This window comes from Serratia sp. 121840015-1 (genome assembly GCF_053627655.1).
This window is the reverse complement of the sequence record NZ_JBSEYF010000001.1, coordinates 1,495,037-1,511,699: the sequence shown is the minus strand read 5'-3', so window position 1 is coordinate 1,511,699 and position 16,663 is coordinate 1,495,037. Positions and strand designations below refer to the sequence as shown.

The 16,663-nt window shown below is 58.5% G+C and carries 20 protein-coding genes; 13 read left to right on the top strand and 7 right to left on the bottom strand.

Translation table 11 applies throughout. The features are described from left to right. Positions 1-103 precede the first annotated feature (103 nt). Positions 104-1,189 (top strand): NAD(P)-dependent alcohol dehydrogenase, encoded by a 1,086-nt coding sequence (locus tag ACUXAC_RS07230; RefSeq protein WP_454266576.1) that lies wholly within the window; start codon positions 104-106, stop codon positions 1,187-1,189. Between the two features lie 43 nt (positions 1,190-1,232). Here ACUXAC_RS07230 and ACUXAC_RS07225 read toward each other — a convergent pair whose 3' ends face one another. The 3 genes from ACUXAC_RS07225 to ACUXAC_RS07215 form a co-directional block, all read right to left on the bottom strand. Further along, positions 1,233-2,174 (bottom strand): sugar phosphate isomerase/epimerase family protein, encoded by a 942-nt coding sequence (locus ACUXAC_RS07225; RefSeq protein ID WP_387441127.1) that lies wholly within the window; start codon positions 2,172-2,174, stop codon positions 1,233-1,235. A gap of 10 nt (positions 2,175-2,184) precedes the next feature. Then, on the bottom strand, positions 2,185-3,360 hold the full coding sequence (locus ACUXAC_RS07220) for a Gfo/Idh/MocA family protein (RefSeq protein ID WP_387441128.1): 1,176 nt from the start codon (positions 3,358-3,360) through the stop codon (positions 2,185-2,187). A gap of 67 nt (positions 3,361-3,427) precedes the next feature. Continuing rightward, a complete protein-coding gene (locus ACUXAC_RS07215) occupies positions 3,428-4,351 on the bottom strand; it encodes a substrate-binding domain-containing protein (RefSeq protein ID WP_387441130.1) in 924 nt (307 codons plus the stop codon). Positions 4,352-4,668: 317 nt separating this feature from the next. Here ACUXAC_RS07215 and ACUXAC_RS07210 point away from each other — a divergent pair, with 317 nt between their 5' ends. The 3 genes from ACUXAC_RS07210 (at position 4,669) to ACUXAC_RS07200 (ending at position 6,698) form a co-directional block, all read left to right on the top strand. Then, complete coding sequence (locus ACUXAC_RS07210; protein ID WP_421115039.1) at positions 4,669-5,679, top strand: LacI family DNA-binding transcriptional regulator; 1,011 nt, start codon at positions 4,669-4,671, stop codon at positions 5,677-5,679. A 39-nt stretch (positions 5,680-5,718) separates the two neighbouring features. After that, complete coding sequence (locus ACUXAC_RS07205; RefSeq protein WP_421115038.1) at positions 5,719-6,231, top strand: hypothetical protein; 513 nt, start codon at positions 5,719-5,721, stop codon at positions 6,229-6,231. A gap of 86 nt (positions 6,232-6,317) precedes the next feature. Next, on the top strand, positions 6,318-6,698 hold the full coding sequence (locus ACUXAC_RS07200) for a nuclear transport factor 2 family protein (RefSeq protein ID WP_421115037.1): 381 nt from the start codon (positions 6,318-6,320) through the stop codon (positions 6,696-6,698). Positions 6,699-6,893: 195 nt separating this feature from the next. On the opposite strand, the gene ACUXAC_RS07195 is transcribed toward ACUXAC_RS07200, so the two are convergent. Continuing rightward, positions 6,894-7,424 carry a GrpB family protein gene (locus ACUXAC_RS07195; protein ID WP_060433080.1) on the bottom strand — a complete coding sequence of 177 codons (531 nt, stop codon included), beginning with the start codon at positions 7,422-7,424 and terminating at the stop codon, positions 6,894-6,896. A gap of 269 nt (positions 7,425-7,693) precedes the next feature. On the opposite strand from ACUXAC_RS07195, the gene ACUXAC_RS07190 reads away from it, so the two are divergent. Then, entirely contained in the window at positions 7,694-8,074 is a 381-nt protein-coding gene (locus ACUXAC_RS07190) for a VOC family protein (RefSeq protein WP_141968814.1), read from the top strand. A gap of 82 nt (positions 8,075-8,156) precedes the next feature. Here ACUXAC_RS07190 and ACUXAC_RS07185 read toward each other — a convergent pair whose 3' ends face one another. Next, complete coding sequence (locus ACUXAC_RS07185) at positions 8,157-8,615, bottom strand: YbaK/EbsC family protein (RefSeq protein WP_060433082.1); 459 nt, start codon at positions 8,613-8,615, stop codon at positions 8,157-8,159. Positions 8,616-8,783: 168 nt separating this feature from the next. On the opposite strand from ACUXAC_RS07185, the gene ACUXAC_RS07180 reads away from it, so the two are divergent. Together ACUXAC_RS07180 and ACUXAC_RS07175 are read left to right on the top strand one after the other, a co-directional pair. After that, positions 8,784-9,209 carry a DUF2231 domain-containing protein gene (locus ACUXAC_RS07180; protein WP_421115036.1) on the top strand — a complete coding sequence of 142 codons (426 nt, stop codon included), beginning with the start codon at positions 8,784-8,786 and terminating at the stop codon, positions 9,207-9,209. Positions 9,210-9,219: 10 nt separating this feature from the next. Then, positions 9,220-10,521 (top strand): PQQ-dependent sugar dehydrogenase, encoded by a 1,302-nt coding sequence (locus tag ACUXAC_RS07175; protein ID WP_454266575.1) that lies wholly within the window; start codon positions 9,220-9,222, stop codon positions 10,519-10,521. Between the two features lie 40 nt (positions 10,522-10,561). On the opposite strand, the gene ACUXAC_RS07170 is transcribed toward ACUXAC_RS07175, so the two are convergent. After that, positions 10,562-11,170 carry a class I SAM-dependent DNA methyltransferase gene (locus ACUXAC_RS07170; RefSeq protein WP_421115034.1) on the bottom strand — a complete coding sequence of 203 codons (609 nt, stop codon included), beginning with the start codon at positions 11,168-11,170 and terminating at the stop codon, positions 10,562-10,564. Between the two features lie 230 nt (positions 11,171-11,400). Between ACUXAC_RS07170 and ACUXAC_RS07165 the strand changes: the two genes are divergently transcribed. The 5 genes from ACUXAC_RS07165 to ACUXAC_RS07145 all read left to right on the top strand — a co-directional run bounded on the left by ACUXAC_RS07165 (position 11,401) and on the right by ACUXAC_RS07145 (position 14,878). Beyond that, positions 11,401-11,802, top strand: coding sequence for a DUF2946 domain-containing protein (locus tag ACUXAC_RS07165; RefSeq protein ID WP_174134854.1), 402 nt, complete (start codon positions 11,401-11,403; stop codon positions 11,800-11,802). 279 nt (positions 11,803-12,081) lie between these two features. Next, positions 12,082-14,094: a TonB-dependent copper receptor gene (locus tag ACUXAC_RS07160; protein ID WP_342121376.1), complete on the top strand. Its 2,013-nt coding sequence runs from the start codon at positions 12,082-12,084 to the stop codon at positions 14,092-14,094. Between the two features lie 141 nt (positions 14,095-14,235). Further along, positions 14,236-14,397: a hypothetical protein gene (locus tag ACUXAC_RS07155; RefSeq protein ID WP_162997437.1), complete on the top strand. Its 162-nt coding sequence runs from the start codon at positions 14,236-14,238 to the stop codon at positions 14,395-14,397. Positions 14,398-14,507: 110 nt separating this feature from the next. Beyond that, on the top strand, positions 14,508-14,705 hold the full coding sequence (locus ACUXAC_RS07150) for a GNAT family N-acetyltransferase (RefSeq protein ID WP_342121331.1): 198 nt from the start codon (positions 14,508-14,510) through the stop codon (positions 14,703-14,705). After that, the gene (locus tag ACUXAC_RS07145) at positions 14,687-14,878 is read left to right on the top strand and encodes an N-acetyltransferase family protein (protein WP_454266574.1); all 192 of its coding nucleotides are present in this window, start codon (positions 14,687-14,689) and stop codon (positions 14,876-14,878) included. Before ACUXAC_RS07150 ends, ACUXAC_RS07145 begins: the two co-directional genes overlap by 19 nt. Before the next feature lie 13 nt (positions 14,879-14,891). Here ACUXAC_RS07145 and ACUXAC_RS07140 read toward each other — a convergent pair whose 3' ends face one another. Continuing rightward, a complete protein-coding gene (locus ACUXAC_RS07140) occupies positions 14,892-15,785 on the bottom strand; it encodes a LysR family transcriptional regulator (protein ID WP_141959241.1) in 894 nt (297 codons plus the stop codon). Between the two features lie 84 nt (positions 15,786-15,869). Here ACUXAC_RS07140 and ACUXAC_RS07135 point away from each other — a divergent pair, with 84 nt between their 5' ends. Continuing rightward, positions 15,870-16,646 carry an NAD(P)H-dependent oxidoreductase gene (locus ACUXAC_RS07135; protein WP_342121334.1) on the top strand — a complete coding sequence of 259 codons (777 nt, stop codon included), beginning with the start codon at positions 15,870-15,872 and terminating at the stop codon, positions 16,644-16,646. Positions 16,647-16,663 lie beyond the last annotated feature (17 nt).

Below are 16,663 nucleotides of genomic sequence, written 5' to 3'. Positions count from 1 at the left end.
TGGCGTTTTTAATTATTTCCCAAGGCGGTAAAATCGGAAAAAATGACCAATTGGATTATTCTTTTCTGTAGCCACTTCGGCAGAAACCAAAGGATATTCCGCCATGCGCATGATGAAAGCCGCCGCCTTTATCGAAAAGGGCCGAATAGAACTCATTGAAAAACCTATTCCTTCCCCTGGCCCCAACGATGCCTTGCTCAAAATAACCACGACGACAATCTGCGGCACGGATATTCATATCCTCAAGGGAGAGTATGCGGTGCCGCGTAGGTTGACCATTGGCCATGAGCCGGTCGGCATTATTGAAAAGTTGGGAAGCAATGTTAGAGGCTTTCAAGAGGGGCAGCGGGCATTGGCTGGGGCTATTTGCCCCTCTTTTACCTCCTATTCATGTCAGGACGGCTTTCCCGCGCAGGACGGTTCCTATTTACCCGAATGCCGCTGCCATGGCTATAAAGCCACGGCGGGTTGGCGCTTCGGCAACGTTATCGACGGCACTCAGGCTGAATATGTCTTGGTGCCTGATGCGGAAGCTAATCTGGCGCTCATCCCCGACGGTCTGACGGATGAACAGGTGCTGATGTGTCCGGATGTGATGTCCACCGGTTTCAAAGGGGCAGAAAATGCCAACATTAACATTGGCGATATGGTAGCCATTTTCGCCCAGGGCCCGATCGGGTTATGTGCCACCGCGGGGGCTCGCCTGCGGGGCGCCAGCCTGATTATTGCCATCAGCAGCTCTCCCGAAAAGCTGATGATGGCGGGAAAGATGGGGGCAAACGTCTTGTTGAATTACAAGGAAACCGATGTGATTGATGAAATATTCAAGATTACGGCAGGGCGCGGCGTGGATGCCAGCATCGAGTGTTTGGGGACGCAAGCCACCTTTAATCAGGCGCTGCGTGTCTTAAAACCTGGCGGGACCCTGTCGAGCCTTGGCGTCTATAGCGACGATATTCACGTGCCCGTAGAGGCGTTTGCCTATGGGCTTGGCGATCATACGATTCGGTCGGCTCTGTGCCCCGGCGGCAAGGAACGGATGCGCAGAATGATGAACGTGATTCAGCATGGCGGTTTGGATCTCACGCCGTTCGTGACGCATCGTTTTCGGCTGGAGAATATTGCCGAGGCTTACCGCCTGTTCTCTGAAAAGCGCGATGGCGTGATTAAGTTGGCGATAACCCCGTAACGTGATGAACTCTGCGCAGCGGCCGTGGCCGCCGCGCAGGGGGTTATTGGCTGATCGTCTGCTGCAGCGCCTGAACGGAAGAGGCGATGCCGGCATCGACCGACATGGTCAGGTCTTCCATTTCCAGCGACACCCAGTCGTTGTAGCCCATCATGCGCACCACCGAGAAGAACTCCTTCCACCACTGCAGATCCCGGCCGCAGCCGACGGCGACATAGTTCCAGGCGCGGCCGGCCACGTCGTCGATCGGTTTGGTCTCCAGCAGCCCGTTAACCTCAACGACGCCGCGCTCAAGGCGCACGTCTTTGCCGTGCACATGGTGAATGGCGGGCCCAAGGGCGCGGGCCACCGCGATGGGATCTGCGCCCATCCAGATCAGGTGGCTGGGATCGAGGTTCAGGCCGACCATCGGGCCAACGGCCGCGCGCAGCCGGAACAGTGTTTCCGGATTCCACACCAGCATGGCGCTGAAGTTTTCCAGCGCAAAGCGCTCGACGCCGCACGCTTTGGCCCGGGTGACCAGCGCCTGCCAATAGGGGATTGCCACTTCATTCCATTGATAGTCCAGACAGTTTTTCACCGTCGGTGGCCAGCTGACGGTATAGGTGATCCAGTTGGGGATGGTGTCATGCGGGCTGGCCGGGGGCAGGCCGCTCATCATAACGATCTTTTTCACTCCCAGCAGCCCGGCCAGCTCCAGCGTATTGTCGGTTTGGCGCTGATGGCGTTGCCCCAGTTCGCCGGGATCGAGCGGATTGCCGGAGACGTTGAACGCGGCGATCTCCATGCCGCGGCTGGCCAGCGCCTGCTGCAGCTGCCGGCGTTTGGCGGGGTTAGCCAGCAGATCGTCGGTATCCAGATGGGGCGCCGGAGACCAGCCGCCGGTGGTCATTTCCACGCCGCGCACCCCCAGCTCCAGCAACCGATCCAGCATCGGCTCGAAGGACAAATGGCCCAGGCTGTCGGTACAGAATGAAAGTTTCATGGTGTTTTCCTTATAGGTAATTGACCCAGGTGGCGCCGTTGTCGGCGGAGCGAACGCAGTTTTCAATCCAGCGCACGCCTTCCAATCCGGCGTCGATATCCGGGTAGATCAGCGTGGCCAGCGCTTGCCGATCGCCGCGCTGGCTGGTGCTGATGGCGATGGCGAACTTGAGGTAAATATTGGCCCAGGATTCGGCCAGGCCTTCGGTATGCAGCGCGCCGAGCCGCTCTTCGGCCAGCGCGCTGTCGTCCAGATAGGGCATACCGTGGTGCAGCGTTTGGTTGGGCCGCCCCTGGATCTCATAGCGCAATTCGCCGGGCGTGGAATCGCTCCACTGCAAGCTGGCGAGCGAACCCACCACGCGGATGCTTTGGCTGTCCATTGCGCCCGCATTGACGGCGGAGGCCCACATGCGGCCGACGGCGCCGTTTTCGTAGTGCATGAGCACCATGGCGTTGTCTTCCAGCGGGGCGCGGGAAGGAATAAAGCTCTGGCGATCGCACAGCAGGGAAGCAATCTTCATGTCGGGCATCACCAGCTGCGAGATGTAGAAGGTGTGGGTGGAGATGTCGCCCAGCACAAAAGAGGGGCCGGCGATTTTCGGATCGACACGCCACTTTTGCGCTTCGAACGTGTCCGCGCTTTCGTTGGCATTGAAGCCGTGGGTGTACTGCAATTCGACCATGCGTATTTCGCCGATGTCGCCGTTCGCGATCATGGCGCGCATCTGCATCAGCAGCGGATGGCCGGAGAAGCCGTAGGTTACGCCGACGATAAGGCCTTTCTCCGCCGCCAGCGCCTTGATTTCTCTCGCCTCCGCCGTGGTGAAGAACAGCGGCTTTTCGCAGATGACATGCAGGCCGGCACTCAGCGCGGCGCGCGTGATTTCATAGTGGGTGCCGTTGGGGGTGGCGATGGTCACCACCTCAACACCATCTTCGCGGTTAGCTTCTTGCTCCAGCAGCTGTTGATAGCCGTCATAGCAGCGTTCGGCGGGCACGCCGAGATTGACGCCAAACTCACGTCCGCGCGCCGCGTCGATATCAAAGGCGCCGGCAACCAGCCGATAGGCGGTGTTGTCGCGCAGTGCGCCGGAACGGTGCTTGTAGCCCACCTGGCTGAGGCGGCCGCCGCCAATCATCGCCCAACGCAGCGGGCGAGGGATGCTTCTTTCACCATTTAACATGTTGACTCCTGATACTGTGGCTTTGCACTCGGGTGCAAAATGGGTTGAAAAAGAGAGTGGCAACGGCTTATTTCTGGTTCATCTGCGCGAATTGCGGGTAGTTTTCTCGCGTCACGGTGGCGTAGGGTATCCAGTTATAGGGCTCGGTTTTGGCGTGATCCAACATCGCTCGGGTCACCTGCACCGCGCCGATCGCCTGGGCTTTGGCATCCTGGAAAATGGTCACCGCCAGGTCGCCGTTTTTGATAAATTGCAGGCCGTCGGGCGTGCCATCGATACCGGCAACCAGCACGCCATTCTTTTTGGCCTGCTTCAGCGCCATGATCGCGCCGATGGCCATCTCATCGTTGTTGGCCGCGATCGCATCGATCGGCGTGCCGTTCAACAACCAGCCGGAAACCACGTCGACCGCTTCGTTGCGCTGCCATTTGGCGGTCTGTTTCTCTACCACTTTCAGGTCTTTGTGTTTGGCGATCACCGCTTCTACCGCACGGGTGCGTTCGCGGGTTTCTTCGTTGGATAGGGCACCCATCAGGATCGCCACGTTGCCGCGGTAATTCATTTTTTTCGCCAGAGCCTCCATCTGCAGGCGGCCGCTGAGCGCCGAATCGGAGCCGACGTAGGCCGTCGCGCCGCTAAGCGGCACTTCGGGCTTGCGGTTGACGAATATAAGGGGGATCGCGGCGCGTTGGGCAGCCGCTATCATCGGCTGGACGCCTTGCGTATCAACCGGGTTGAGGATAATGGCGTCCACACCCTGATTAATCAGATCGTCCACCTGCTGCACCTGCAGGGCGACATCGCCTTTGGCGTCGACGAACTGGCCCTGCAGCTGCTGAGCCGCCAGTTCACGCGCCATTTGGCTGCGTAGGATGGAGACGAAGTTGAGATCGAAGTTGGCCAGCGCCACGCCGACCTGGTAGCTCTTGGCCTGGGCGGTCACGACAAACAGCGAGCAGGCTAACATCAACAGCAGTCTGGTTTTTTTCATTACGGTATCCTGTTGAGATGAGAGGTGTTGTGTTAAAGCAGTGTATTTGCAACCGGGTGCAAAGCAGGAGACAAGACGGCGATGAGTCTCTGAATGCCACCGTGAATGTCGGCCATGGATAAAATTTGGTCAACTGGGGAAAAGTGAAAACAGCGTGGACGATCACAAACTCTTTACCTTTTGCACCCGGTTGCACAACAAATTGCAATCGGGTGCAAAAACGGGACATAATTGCAGCAGGAATGCCGACGGGCGCTTAGGGGATCTGAGCGAGCAGGGTATAGTGTGACTTCACCGAAGCAGAGATCGACGCAACCATGACGAAACACCACAAAGCCACCGCCAGCGACGTCGCCGAAAAGGCCGGCGTCTCTAAATGGACGGTATCGCGCGCCTTTACGCCCGGCGCATCGATCTCAGACAACGCGCGTGAAAGCGTACTGGCGGCGGCGGCCGAGCTGGGTTATCGACCCAATCTGCTGGCGCGCAGCCTGTCGCAAAAACGCACGCACATCATCGGCGTGGCCATCGACGAGATGAAGAACCCGCATTCGATGATGATGCTCGATATGGTCACCAAACAGCTGCAAACCCGCGGCTATATGGCGCTGCTGCTGAACATCACCGCGGGGGAAAACTACCGGGCGGTGATGGCGATGGCCGATCAGCTGCAGGTCGATGGCATTTTGTTCCTGGCGACGGTGTTAACCCAAGAGTGGGCGGCGATCGCGCAAGACCTGCATCAGATCCCGCTGGTGCAGGTGTGCCGCAATACGGAAAGTGAACACATTGATGTGGTCAATATCGACGGCTACCGCGCCGGCGAAGAGATCGCTGGGTTGCTGATAGAACAAGGGCATCGGCGCTTTGGCTACATGAAGGGGCCAGACACGCAAAGCAGCCATTTGCTGCGCATGGAAGGCTACCGTGACAAATTGATGGCCGCCAGCTTTCAGTTGGATCGGGTGCTCACCGCTGGCCACTACGATCGCCAGCGCGGTTTCCAACTGATGAGTGAATACCTGCAGGCAACGCCGGAAAGTGAGCGGGTTGAGGCATTGTTCTGCGAGAACGACGTGTTGGCGCTGGGGGCGCTCGAGGCGCTCAGACAAACGGCGCCGTCGTCTGCAATGGCCGTGGTAGGTTTCGACGATATCGACGAAGCCGGCTCAGCCAATTGGGCGCTGACCAGCTACAGCCAACGCATTGACCGGTTAGTCGAGGAGGCCTTGAATCGCCTGATCGACAATCGTACCACGGCAGACGGCGCCTGGCGGCATGGAGAGTTGCGGGTTCGGCGGTCGCATTTGGCTGGGAAACCGGCGTAAGGATTTCTTTTTGTGTGACAATGTCACTATTGAGGCTTGATGAGAGCACATCGAGATGTAAAGAAGAAACTCTATAGAAGAGAAAGCGTTACATCCAGAGGGCCCATCGCCAGCGGTGGTGAGTACCGCTGGGGACGCCATGGCAAACAGGCAGACGATGAGCAGTTGCCGCTGCGTGAAAGCATGCATGGGCGGATACAACATGGCATGGATTACACGCCGCTATTTCAATTTTTGCTCAGTAAAGTGGGCCAACCCTGGAATGAAGTACATAGCGAAGCGGTAAGTCGGTTGGATAAAGAAGCGCCTATTTTTTACCTGGTGGCGCTGCACCGTAAAAACTGGCAGAGCTATGTCTGCTGTGGTGAGTCGAGCTATTACAGCGGACTATGCATAGATGATCACGGGATACTGCAGAAAGTGAACCCGGCATTCACCGCAGAAGATGTGCCGGTGAGATGCCGCTGTTGTACCTATACGTTCAACGGGGAACTCGTACCCGTCACGGAAAAGAACTGGCAAAAACCCTATGAGAAGGAATCCTGGGAATAGTCAGGTTTCACGAGTGTCATTCTGATGTAGATTGACTGCCGAAGTTTGCCAGATTTCACGTAGCGCGATCAAAAAAGGAGGGCATTTTGACCCATTTTGCACAGTGGCTTAGCCAAATTCAGGCGCTTGAGGTTGAACTGCACCAGCCAACAACGCGCTGCGATCCGAAACATGTCGCGGCATTGTTGCATGAAGACTTTGAAGAGATTGGTCGTTCAGGCCTACGTTATGACAAATGCCAAACCGTTGCGGCGCTGGAGATGGAAACGGATTATCCGCCGATTTTCGCCGAAAGTTTTAAGCTGGCGAAAATCAGTGAAGGCGCCGTGTTGCTGACGTACAAAAGTTTTCAGCGTGATGTGCAGGGCTGCGCCGTTCGTTGCACTGAACGCTCATCGATTTGGCTCCTGACGGAAAAGGCGGGTTGGCAGATGCGCTTTCATCAAGGTACGCCGACTAAGGGTTAAACTGAGATGATGAAACTGAGATGGGTTGATAGATGGGCTTAAACATAAAAAAGGATGTCAGCCTGATAAGCCTTGAAGGTGAGGTGAGAAAGGACGGGTAGGATAACCCAGGTGCGTACTCAGTAATTCAATTTAACATAATATACATTATGCGCACCTGGGTGGTGATATGTGGATTCTGCCGTCCAGGCCTGATCATGGGCTTTCTCCTGCGGCCAGCCATGCCAGCGCCAGCTGCTCATGCCGCTGAACAAATTCGTTTTTCAACCGGCCATAAGCCGCCGGGTTTTGCCGGCTGTCTTCTGCTGCCTGGCGTTTGATTGCCGCATATTGCTGAGCAACACCCTGATGCTTGCGCAGATAATCTCTGAACGCCAAATGTCTGATCGCCTGTTCACTTCCTGTAGTAAATGCATGTACGTGATGCGTGCGATCGCCGTTTCCCTTGATGTAGTAACGTCTGCCAGCAATGCCGTTCTCGCCACGCGGCGTATATCCCATGTTACGCATCCCGTCATTCAAGCCATCCAACGCCGCCAGACTTTCAACCTCCAGCAAGATATCAATCGTTGGTTTGGCTGCCAGTTCCGGTACTGCTGTGCTGCCGATATGATGAATGGCCGTTAAAACGCCAGCCAATATCTCGCGTAGTTTCAGCGCTTCATCTTTATAACGTTCCACCCACTGCGGATCATAAGCTTCGATCGTGATAATGCGTGCTGACATTTTCCACTCCAATAATGATGACCAGGCATGGTTTCCAATGGCGACCTGCCGATATTGGCCAGAAATCCCCTGCTTTTTTGATCGCGCTACGTGAAATCTGATAAAACCTGGCGGCTACGATACTGCAGATTTCATCCAAACGCGTCACTTAAACGGGCAGTATTTGCCTGTTAAATGCGCATTGGCGTGCGTTTGCATCGCTTTCTACGTCCAACACGGCGTTGGCTATACTGAATGGGAACATTCTTTCACGCTCAAGGAGCCTCCCCATGTTTGATCATGTGAAATTTGGCGTCAGCGACTTTGCCCTCAGCAAAGCGTTTTTCCTCAATGCGCTGGCGCCACTGGGCGTAAAGATCGTTGCCGAAGGCGAACCCGACTATGGCGTTGAGCTGTGCCGCGATCGAGATAACGTGTCATTATGCCTGTTTCAGACCGATGAAAAACCGGCGCATCTGCACCTGGCATTTGCCGCAAGCAGCCGTGAACAGGTCGATGCGTTCTATCACGCCGCGTTAAACGCCGGCGGCAAAGACAATGGCACGCCCGGCTTGCGGCCCAATTACCATGCCCATTACTATGCGGCATTTGTGATCGCCCCGGATGGGCACAATATCGAGGCGGTTTGCCATAAATCGATGAGCTTGTGATTTTACCAGTTAAAACAGCGTATTAATCACGAATTGATGTACTCTATTTAACATAACGCAATTGTTACGCGGTCACTTGTCGTTACCCTGTCACGTCAATCCACTCTGCTCCGGTGATGCTGGCCAGCCGCAGTGGCGCAATTCTCACGCCTGAGTTATCGCTGCCGCCTGCCGGGAGCACTTCACCGTAGCTGCACAGGCTGCGGTCGCAGTAAATTCTCACCGTTTCCGGTGCGGCAAAGGGGCAAACGCCGCCGGGTGGATAGCCGGTCAGCGCCTCCACCTCCTCTGCCGGCAGCATACGCGCCTTTACGCCGAAGAATTGTTTGTACTTCTTGTTGTCGATTCTGGCGGTTCCCGCCATCACCAACAGCACCACGCCGTCGTTCACGCGAAACGACAGCGTCTTGGCGATCTGCCCGCTCTCCACCCCAAAGGCTTCCGCCGCCAGCGCCACCGTAGCGGTATTCTTTGCCAGCACCGTCACCGCCGTTTCCGGTGCGTGCTCGGCCAGAAATCGCTGAACGCGCTCTATACTCATGCCCTTCCTCCTGATGTTGCTAAGCCATTGATAATGCCGCAGTGATGGCTTCGGTTTTAACACCGCATGCTAAAAATGAGAATCAAAATTGTTCAAATCGGTAAATCTGAACAAAGCTTTAAGGGGCCAATGCCCTTTTTACCTATCATTTTTCATGGAGATACCTGCATGACCACGCAAACGACAGCAAGGCCCTCGGCGGCCGCAGTGGCCGTCTATGAATGGCTCAACCCGATACCCTATGGATTTTTCACCGCGGCGCTGATCTTCGACATCATCTATGCCTGCACGGCGAACATTCAGTGGGTCAATGGTGCCGGCTGGCTGATCGCCATTGGCCTGGTTTTTGCCATTATTCCCCGGCTGATTAACCTGGTTCAGGTGTGGTTCGGCAGCGGCCGGCTGCAGGGCTCACCGGTCAAGCTCCATTTCTGGCTGAATCTGATCGCCATCATTCTCGCCATCATTAACGCTTTCGTGCATAGCCGGGATGCGTATGCCGTGGTGCCGCAAGGCCTGGTGCTGTCTGCGATCGTGGTCGCGCTGCTGAGCCTCGCCAACATTCTGCTGGCCGTGGGCGCCCGCGCAAAATAAGGAGGTTTTCATGAAGCTATCATCCACCGCGATTGCGCTTTCCGCCGTGCTGGCGCTGGCCGGCTGCGATAACAGCGCCGTCATTTCGCCGGAACAACAAATGGGGCCGGATCCGGTGTTGCCGGCGGCGCAAGACTTCCTGATGCCGCCGATGCAGGTGCCAAAGGGCGTCGGCTGGCAACAGAACCAGATGCCGAAAGTGGCCGAGGGTTTGAAAATCGATAAGGTGGCGGACGGTTTGCTGCATCCGCGCCAGCTGCTTACCCTGCCGAATGGCGATGTCCTGGTGGTGGAAGCCAACGGGCCGGGTACGGAGGCGGTGAGCACGCCCAAGCAGCTGATCGCCGGGCTGGTGAAAGGCCAGTCCGGTAAAGGGGGCAAAGGCGGTAACCGCATCACCCTGCTGCGTCCAACCGTCGACGGTAGCTGGGAAAAGCATGTTTTCCTCGAGGGGCTCGATTCCCCGTTCGGCGTCCAGCTGATTGGCAACACCCTGTACGTGGCCAACACCGGCAACATCATGCAGTACACCTATCAGCCGGGCGAAACGCGCATCAGCGATGCGGGTAAAGAGCTGGCCGATCTGCCGGACACCATCAACCACCACTGGACCAAGGCCCTGCTGGCCAGCCCGGACGGTAAAAAGCTGTATGTCGGCGTCGGTTCCAACAGCAACATCACCGAAAACGGCCTGGCCGTAGAGTACCGGCGCGCCGCCGTGCTGGAAGTGGACACCGCCTCTGGCGCCAGCCGCGTCTTCGCCAGCGGCCTGCGCAACCCAACCGGGCTGCAGTGGGAACCGCACAGCGGCAAGCTGTGGGCCATCGTCAACGAGCGTGACGAAATCGGCGCCGATCTGGTGCCGGACTACCTGACCTCGGTGCAGGACGGCGGCTTCTACGGCTGGCCTTACAGCTATTTCGGCCAGCACGTCGATCGGCGGGTGCAGCCGGCGCGGCCGGATCGGGTGGCGAAAGCCATCAAGCCGGACTACGCCCTCAGCTCGCACGTCGCGCCGCTGGGGCTGCTGTTCTATACCGCGAACGCACTGCCGGCCGAGTATCGCGGCGGCGCCTTTGTCAGTGAGCACGGCAGCTGGGATCGCTCGCCGCTGAACGGCTACCGGGTCAGTTACGTGGCGTTTGAGCAAGGCAAGCCGGTCGGCAAACTCAAAGCGGTAGTCACCGGCTTTGTCTCCGACGACGAGAAGGAACTCTATGGCGCACCGGTAGGATTAACGATCGACAAGGCCGGCGCCCTGCTGATTGCGGATGACGTGGGCAACACCGTTTGGCGCGTCAGCGCTAAATAACGTTAACGGGCAGGTTCTGGGGAATCTGCCCGTGACATTGTCACTCAACACCCTGCGCCAACCAGACCGTTCTTCCCCCGCAGGCGGGATCTTCCACCACATGGTCGACCACGCGGAAGCCGTTCTCCTGCAATAAACGTCTGTACTCCTCCGGCGCCAGGCTGGCGTGAAACAGCGGCTGGCCTTCGAAGCTGCCGATCGCCACGCCGTCGGCTGGGCCGCTGGTGAACATCAGTGCGGCGTGCGGCCCGGCATGCCGTCTGAACAGCGGAAACATGCGGCGCTGATCGTCGCGCGCCAGATGAAAGAAGCTGTCCCAGGCCAGCAGGCCGTCGAACTTCGTCGCCAAATCCAGCTGGCGCATATCCATTTGTCGCCACTCCTGCTGAGGAAAACGCTGCCGGCAGTGCGCGATCATCGCCTGAGCACCATCGACGCCGGTGACCCGATACCCCTGTTCGATAAAATAGGCGGCGATCGGCGCGCCATTGCCGCAGCCGAGATCCAGCAGCCGCGCATTGGCCGGGGTGAGCTGCAAAAAGCGATCGAGCCACGGCCGTTCAAACAGCGTGGTGGGTCTGAGGCGTTTCCAGGCGGCGGCATGTTCGTCATAAAGCGGGATAATGGTGCTCGCCAGTTTTTCCGTCATTAATATTGTCCCCATCACGTTATTGGTGCCAAAAAAATAGTCTTTGGTCAGAATTAAAGCGCTTATTCGATAATATATTCATCAACAGACCGTTGACCAGAAATAAAAGGTTTTAACATTTCGACATAAACCAGTACAATTCCCTACCCTGTGTTAACCCTTTTTTTAGGTTGATTGTGTCGTTAATTCAGTGCTCTGCATCGCGACATCGGGCCGCCGCCTGGTTAGGGATGTTTGCCATTCTGATGTTGTTCATTGCGCCGGTGGTCTCGCGATCCCTGGAGCATGTACGCGCCGGAAGTGCTGGAACGACCGTCATGGCGGATTGCGGCATGGAGATGCCGATGCATCACGGGATGCACTCGCCGCCGCCTGAGCCTGAAAAAGCCGCACAGCCGCTGATGCAGCATGGCGGCGGCCATCACAACATGGCGATGATGATGGACGACAGCGCCTGCGGCTACTGCGTGCTGTTGCTGCACGCGCCGCTGCTGGACGTGAGCCACGCCCCGCTGTTCTGGTCCCAGTTGCTGGCTTCGCGCCCGCCGCCGATTCACTATCTCGTTCCCCTGTTTGCCCACGTCGTTCACACCGAATTACAGCCGCGCGCGCCCCCCGTCTCTTTCCTCTGATTTAACAATAAGCCCATTGCCGCTCTCTGTATTGCCGTTGATCGCTTCAACCCGGCGGAATTAATTCGCCCAACGGTTAATCATCGAGACGACATTATTAATCCGGTTATTTCCACGTTGATGGAATTAACCCCCGTATTTTCCGATGGTGATTTTCGCCAGGCCGCCCCACGCCTGAATAATCCCACGGCCAAGAACGGAAAAGAGTTAGCTTAAGGAAAGATGATGTTTAAACCGACTTATAAAAAGAACGCCGTTACCCGCGCCATCACCACCGCCATGCCGCTGTTCCTGCTGGCCGGCCACGCGGCGCAGGCGCATCAGCACCCTACCGACGCACAGGTTAATGATGGCGACGTGATCACCGTCACCGCGCCGCTCTACTCCCCGCTCACCATCGTCACCTCGCCGAAAACCCCGCGCCAGCCGGTGCCGGCCAGCGACGGTTCGGACTACCTGAAAACCATCCCCGGCTTTTCGCAAATCCGCAACGGCGGCACCAACGGCGATCCGGTGTTCCGCGGCATGTTCGGTTCGAGGTTAAAGATCCTCACCGACGGTTCGGAAATGCTGGGCGCCTGCCCAGCGCGGATGGATGCGCCGACCTCTTACATCTCGCCGGAAAGCTTCGATCTGTTGACCATCACCAAGGGGCCGCAGACGGTGCTGTGGGGGCCGGGATCGTCGGCGGGCACGGTGCGTTTCGAGCGCGAGCGCCCGCGCTTCGACAAGCCGGGCATCAAGGGCAGCGCCAGCGTACTGACCGGCTCCAACGGCCGCTGGGACGAGAATATCGACGCCAGCCTCGGTGCCGAACAAGGCTACCTGCGGGTGATGGCCAACAAATCCCGCTCCAACGACTATCAGGACGGAACGAATACGCGCGTGCCGTCACGCTGGGACAAGTGGAATGGTGACCTGGCGCTCGGCTGGACGCCGGACAACGACACGCTGCTGGAAGTGACCATGGGCCGCGGCAACGGCGAAGCGCGCTATGCCGGCCGCAGCATGGACGGTTCGCAGTTCAAGCGTGAAAGCCTGGGCATGCGGGTGGAAAAATCCAACATCGGCGAGGTGCTGGATAAGCTGGAAGCGCAGGTCTACTACAACTACGCCAACCACGTGATGGACAACGTCACCCTGCGCTCGCCGGGCAGCGGCGGCATGGGTGGCCACGGGGGCCATGGCGCTATGAGCATGGGCGGCCACGGCGGGCACATGATGTCCTCCGGCATGACGATGCAGCTCGATCGCCGCACCGTCGGCGGCCGCGTGATGGGCACCTGGCAGTGGCAGGACGTGAAGCTTGAAAGCGGCCTGGACACCCAAACCAACACCCACCGCAGCATGAGCCGCAGCAGCTGGGAAAAAGACGCCCAGTTCAACAGCTACGGCGCCTTCAGTGAACTGACCTGGTCCACCAGCGAACAGGATAAACTGATCGGCGGCGCGCGTCTTGACCGCACCCTGGTGGAGAATTTCCGCAGCGGCAGCAACGGGGAGCGTTCGGATACCCTGCCGAGCGGCTTTATGCGTCTTGAGCATACGTTGGCCGACCTGCCGCTGATGCTGTATGCCGGCGTCGGTTATACCGAGCGCTTCCCGGATTATTGGGAGCTGTTCTCGCCGAAGCTCGGCCCGAACGGCAGCAAGGATCCGTTCTCCAGCGTCAAGAGCGAAAAAACCACGCAGCTCGACATCGGCGCGCAGTACAACGGCAAACGCTTCAACGGCTGGGTCTCCGCTTACGTGGGCCGCGTCGATGATTTCATCCTGTTCAAATACGATCCGCACAACGCGCGTCTCAGCCAGGCCGATAACGTCAACGCCAACATCATGGGCGGTGAAATGGGCATGGGTTACCAACTGAGCGAGCACTGGAAAACCGACGCCAGCCTGGCCTACTCCTGGGGCAAAAACACCAGCGATGGCCGGCCGCTGCCGCAGATCCCGCCGCTGGAGGCGCGTCTGGGGCTCACCTATGAGTACGGCGACTGGAGCGGCACCGGCCTGTGGCGTTTGGTCAGCAGCCAACACCGCGTGGCGATCAACGAAGGCAACGTGGTAGGCAAAGACTTTGCCGAAAGCGCCGGCTTCGGCGTGCTTTCCGCCAACGCCGCCTACAAGGTGAATAAAAACGTCAAGCTGAGCGCCGGTCTGGATAACATCCTGAACAAGACCTACAGCGAACACCTCAACCTGGCGGGCAACAGCGCCTTCGGGTATTCGGCCAACAGCGCGGTGAATGAACCGGGCCGCACCCTGTGGGCCAAGGTTAACGTCACCTTCTAAACCGTACACCGGGCGATGGGCAACCGTCGCCCGGTCAGGCGATATGCGATCCGGTTCTTAGGATATGAGTTTTAAGTTTTTCCCATTCGGTTGAGCGGCGATTAGTATCACTCTCAATGTAATCAAGGATCCGGAGGGAATATGCAAAAGCTCACTCGTTTTCTGGCCCTGCTCGGCGAGCTGATGATTGAAAAAGCCGAAGACGCCGCGCCGCAGGCTGCTCGGCCTGACGATCGCGACGACGCGTTGCCGCCGCGCCTCGAACGTGGGGTTCCGCTGGCCGACCGCTTCCTGTTCATGTAATTCTTCTCACTGTCTTTTGGTCCGGCACGTTCCGATATTTCATTATCGGACGCCTGCGTCTATCTTCTTTCGATGGTTCCAGCCGATTCATCATAGGAGATAGCAACGCAATGAAGATCAGAACGGTAACCCCGCAAGACGCTGAAGCCCTGACGCAGTTATTGAATGACGTGATCGGCGCCGGCGGCACGACGGCGATAGAAACGCCCCTCACCCCCGCCGAATTCAGCGAATGGTTCATCAGCGGCAGCAATGCGCTGAGCTGCCAGGTCGCGGCGTCGGCAGTGCGTTGTTCCCTGCCACATTAGCGGCGGCGAAGTCGCACGGTTTCAAGCACATCAACGCCACCATTCGGGCGGATAACGTCGGTGGCCTCGCCTACTATCACAAAATGGGTTCTCGCGATTACGACCGTTTACCGCAGGTGCCGCTCAGCGATGGCACGCCGATCGACAGAGTCAAAAAACGCTTCTCCCTTTAACCCGCCAACCCGCTCACACTGAACGCACGATATGTTCGCGCAGCCACCGGTGAGCGGGATCCCGGTGCGATCGTTCGTGCCACAGCATGGTCATTTCAAAGCCCGGCACCGCCAGCGGCGGCTCGAGCCGTTGTAATAAAGGCTGGTTGCGCACCAGCCGCTCCGGCAGCATCGCCACCAAATCGGACTGCGTCAGCACCGAGATAACGAACAGAAAATGTGGCACGGAAAGCACCACCCGCCGCGTCAGCCCCACGTCCGCCAACGCCCTGTCGGTCATGCCATAGAACCCGCCGCCGTCCGGCGAGACCATCACCTGCTCCAATTGGCAAAATTGCGCCGGCGTCAGCCTGGCATGCAGCTTGGGGTGGCCGACCCGGCCCACCAGCACATAGCGTTCGCTAAACAGCGTGCGCTGCCGCAGGCCGGATGGCGCACCTTCTCGGGTATGAAACGCCAGGTCGATTTCCCCTTGCTCCGCCCGTTTGGCGAGGCGCGCCGGGGCGATCTCCAACACCGCCAGCCGGGTGCCGGGCGCCGCCGTGCGTAAACCGTTCAGCGCCGGCAGCACGATGGTGGATTCGCCGTAGTCAAAGGCAGCCACGCGCCAGGTATCGGTCGCCACGGCGGGATCGAACGGCGTCGCCGGCGTCACCGCCAACTCGAGCGCCGCCAATGCCTGACGTAACGGTTCCCGCAGCTGTTCCGCTCTGGCGGTCGGACGCATGCCGCGCGGGCCGGGCAACAGCAGCGGATCGTCAAAGATCGCCCGCAGTTTGGCGAGATGCATGCTGACCGCCGGCTGGGAGAAATTGAGCCGCTGTGCCGCGCGCGTGACGTTGTGCTCCGCCAGCAGCGCGTCGAGCGTCACCAGCAGGTTGAGATCCAGCCGCCTTAAATTATTCATAGTTATACCTGGGATAACGGCAATTCATTTCTAATATACCGACTAACGCCCTAACCTGCAGCTCTCACACCAAGGAGAGCTGTTATGAATGTGCTGATTGTTTACGCCCACCCGGAGCCGCTGTCGCTGACCGGCTCACTGAAAAACTTCGCCGTTGAACGCCTGACGCAGGCCGGCCATCAGGTACAGGTGTCCGACCTGTACGCCATGAAGTGGAAAGCGGCGCTCGACGCTGACGACAGTCTGGAAGGCCCGGCAACGGCTCGTTTCGATCCTTCGCTGGATTCGCAGCGCGCGTTCGCCAACGGCATGCAGAGCGCCGATATCGAACGGGAGCAGCAAAAATTGCGCTGGGCGGACGCGGTGCTGCTGCAGTTTCCGCTGTGGTGGTTCTCGATGCCGGCGATCCTCAAAGGCTGGGTAGAGCGTGTCTATGCCTATGGTTTTGCCTACGGCGTGGGTGAGCATTCCGACACCCATTGGGGTAACCGTTACGGCGAGGGGACGCTGGCGGGCAAACGGGCGATGCTGATCGTCACCGCCGGCGGCTGGGAGTCTCATTACGCCCCGCGCGGCATCAACGGGCCGATCGACGATATCCTGTTCCCGATCCAGCACGGCATGCTGCACTACCCAGGCTTCGAGGTGCTGCCGCCGTTCGTCACCTACCGCGCCGGCAAAACCGATGAAGTACGCTTTGCCGCCCTGTGCGAGCAGCTCGGGCAGCGGCTCGATACCCTGTGGCACACCGAGCGCATTCCGTTTCGGCGACAGAACGCCGGTGACTATCTGATCCCGCAGCTGACGCTGAAAGCGCATCTCGCGCCGGGGCAAGACGGTTTCGGCGTTCACATCGAGTAGCCGGATGCGCACGCCCT

Coding starts and splice junctions, on each gene's coding strand:
- ACUXAC_RS07165 (WP_174134854.1), top strand. CDS start 11,401: ATGTTTGCCATTCTGATGTTGTTCATTGCGCCGGTGGTCTCGCGATCC.
- ACUXAC_RS07150 (WP_342121331.1), top strand. CDS start 14,508: ATGAAGATCAGAACGGTAACCCCGCAAGACGCTGAAGCCCTGACGCAG.
- ACUXAC_RS07225 (WP_387441127.1), bottom strand. CDS start 2,174: ATGAAACTTTCATTCTGTACCGACAGCCTGGGCCATTTGTCCTTCGAG.
- ACUXAC_RS07160 (WP_342121376.1), top strand. CDS start 12,082: ATGCCGCTGTTCCTGCTGGCCGGCCACGCGGCGCAGGCGCATCAGCAC.
- ACUXAC_RS07140 (WP_141959241.1), bottom strand. CDS start 15,785: ATGAATAATTTAAGGCGGCTGGATCTCAACCTGCTGGTGACGCTCGAC.
- ACUXAC_RS07180 (WP_421115036.1), top strand. CDS start 8,784: ATGACCACGCAAACGACAGCAAGGCCCTCGGCGGCCGCAGTGGCCGTC.
- ACUXAC_RS07135 (WP_342121334.1), top strand. CDS start 15,870: ATGAATGTGCTGATTGTTTACGCCCACCCGGAGCCGCTGTCGCTGACC.
- ACUXAC_RS07205 (WP_421115038.1), top strand. CDS start 5,719: ATGAGAGCACATCGAGATGTAAAGAAGAAACTCTATAGAAGAGAAAGC.
- ACUXAC_RS07190 (WP_141968814.1), top strand. CDS start 7,694: ATGTTTGATCATGTGAAATTTGGCGTCAGCGACTTTGCCCTCAGCAAA.
- ACUXAC_RS07185 (WP_060433082.1), bottom strand. CDS start 8,615: ATGAGTATAGAGCGCGTTCAGCGATTTCTGGCCGAGCACGCACCGGAA.
- ACUXAC_RS07210 (WP_421115039.1), top strand. CDS start 4,669: ATGACGAAACACCACAAAGCCACCGCCAGCGACGTCGCCGAAAAGGCC.
- ACUXAC_RS07195 (WP_060433080.1), bottom strand. CDS start 7,424: ATGTCAGCACGCATTATCACGATCGAAGCTTATGATCCGCAGTGGGTG.
- ACUXAC_RS07175 (WP_454266575.1), top strand. CDS start 9,220: ATGAAGCTATCATCCACCGCGATTGCGCTTTCCGCCGTGCTGGCGCTG.
- ACUXAC_RS07170 (WP_421115034.1), bottom strand. CDS start 11,170: ATGACGGAAAAACTGGCGAGCACCATTATCCCGCTTTATGACGAACAT.
- ACUXAC_RS07215 (WP_387441130.1), bottom strand. CDS start 4,351: ATGAAAAAAACCAGACTGCTGTTGATGTTAGCCTGCTCGCTGTTTGTC.
- ACUXAC_RS07155 (WP_162997437.1), top strand. CDS start 14,236: ATGCAAAAGCTCACTCGTTTTCTGGCCCTGCTCGGCGAGCTGATGATT.
- ACUXAC_RS07230 (WP_454266576.1), top strand. CDS start 104: ATGCGCATGATGAAAGCCGCCGCCTTTATCGAAAAGGGCCGAATAGAA.
- ACUXAC_RS07220 (WP_387441128.1), bottom strand. CDS start 3,360: ATGTTAAATGGTGAAAGAAGCATCCCTCGCCCGCTGCGTTGGGCGATG.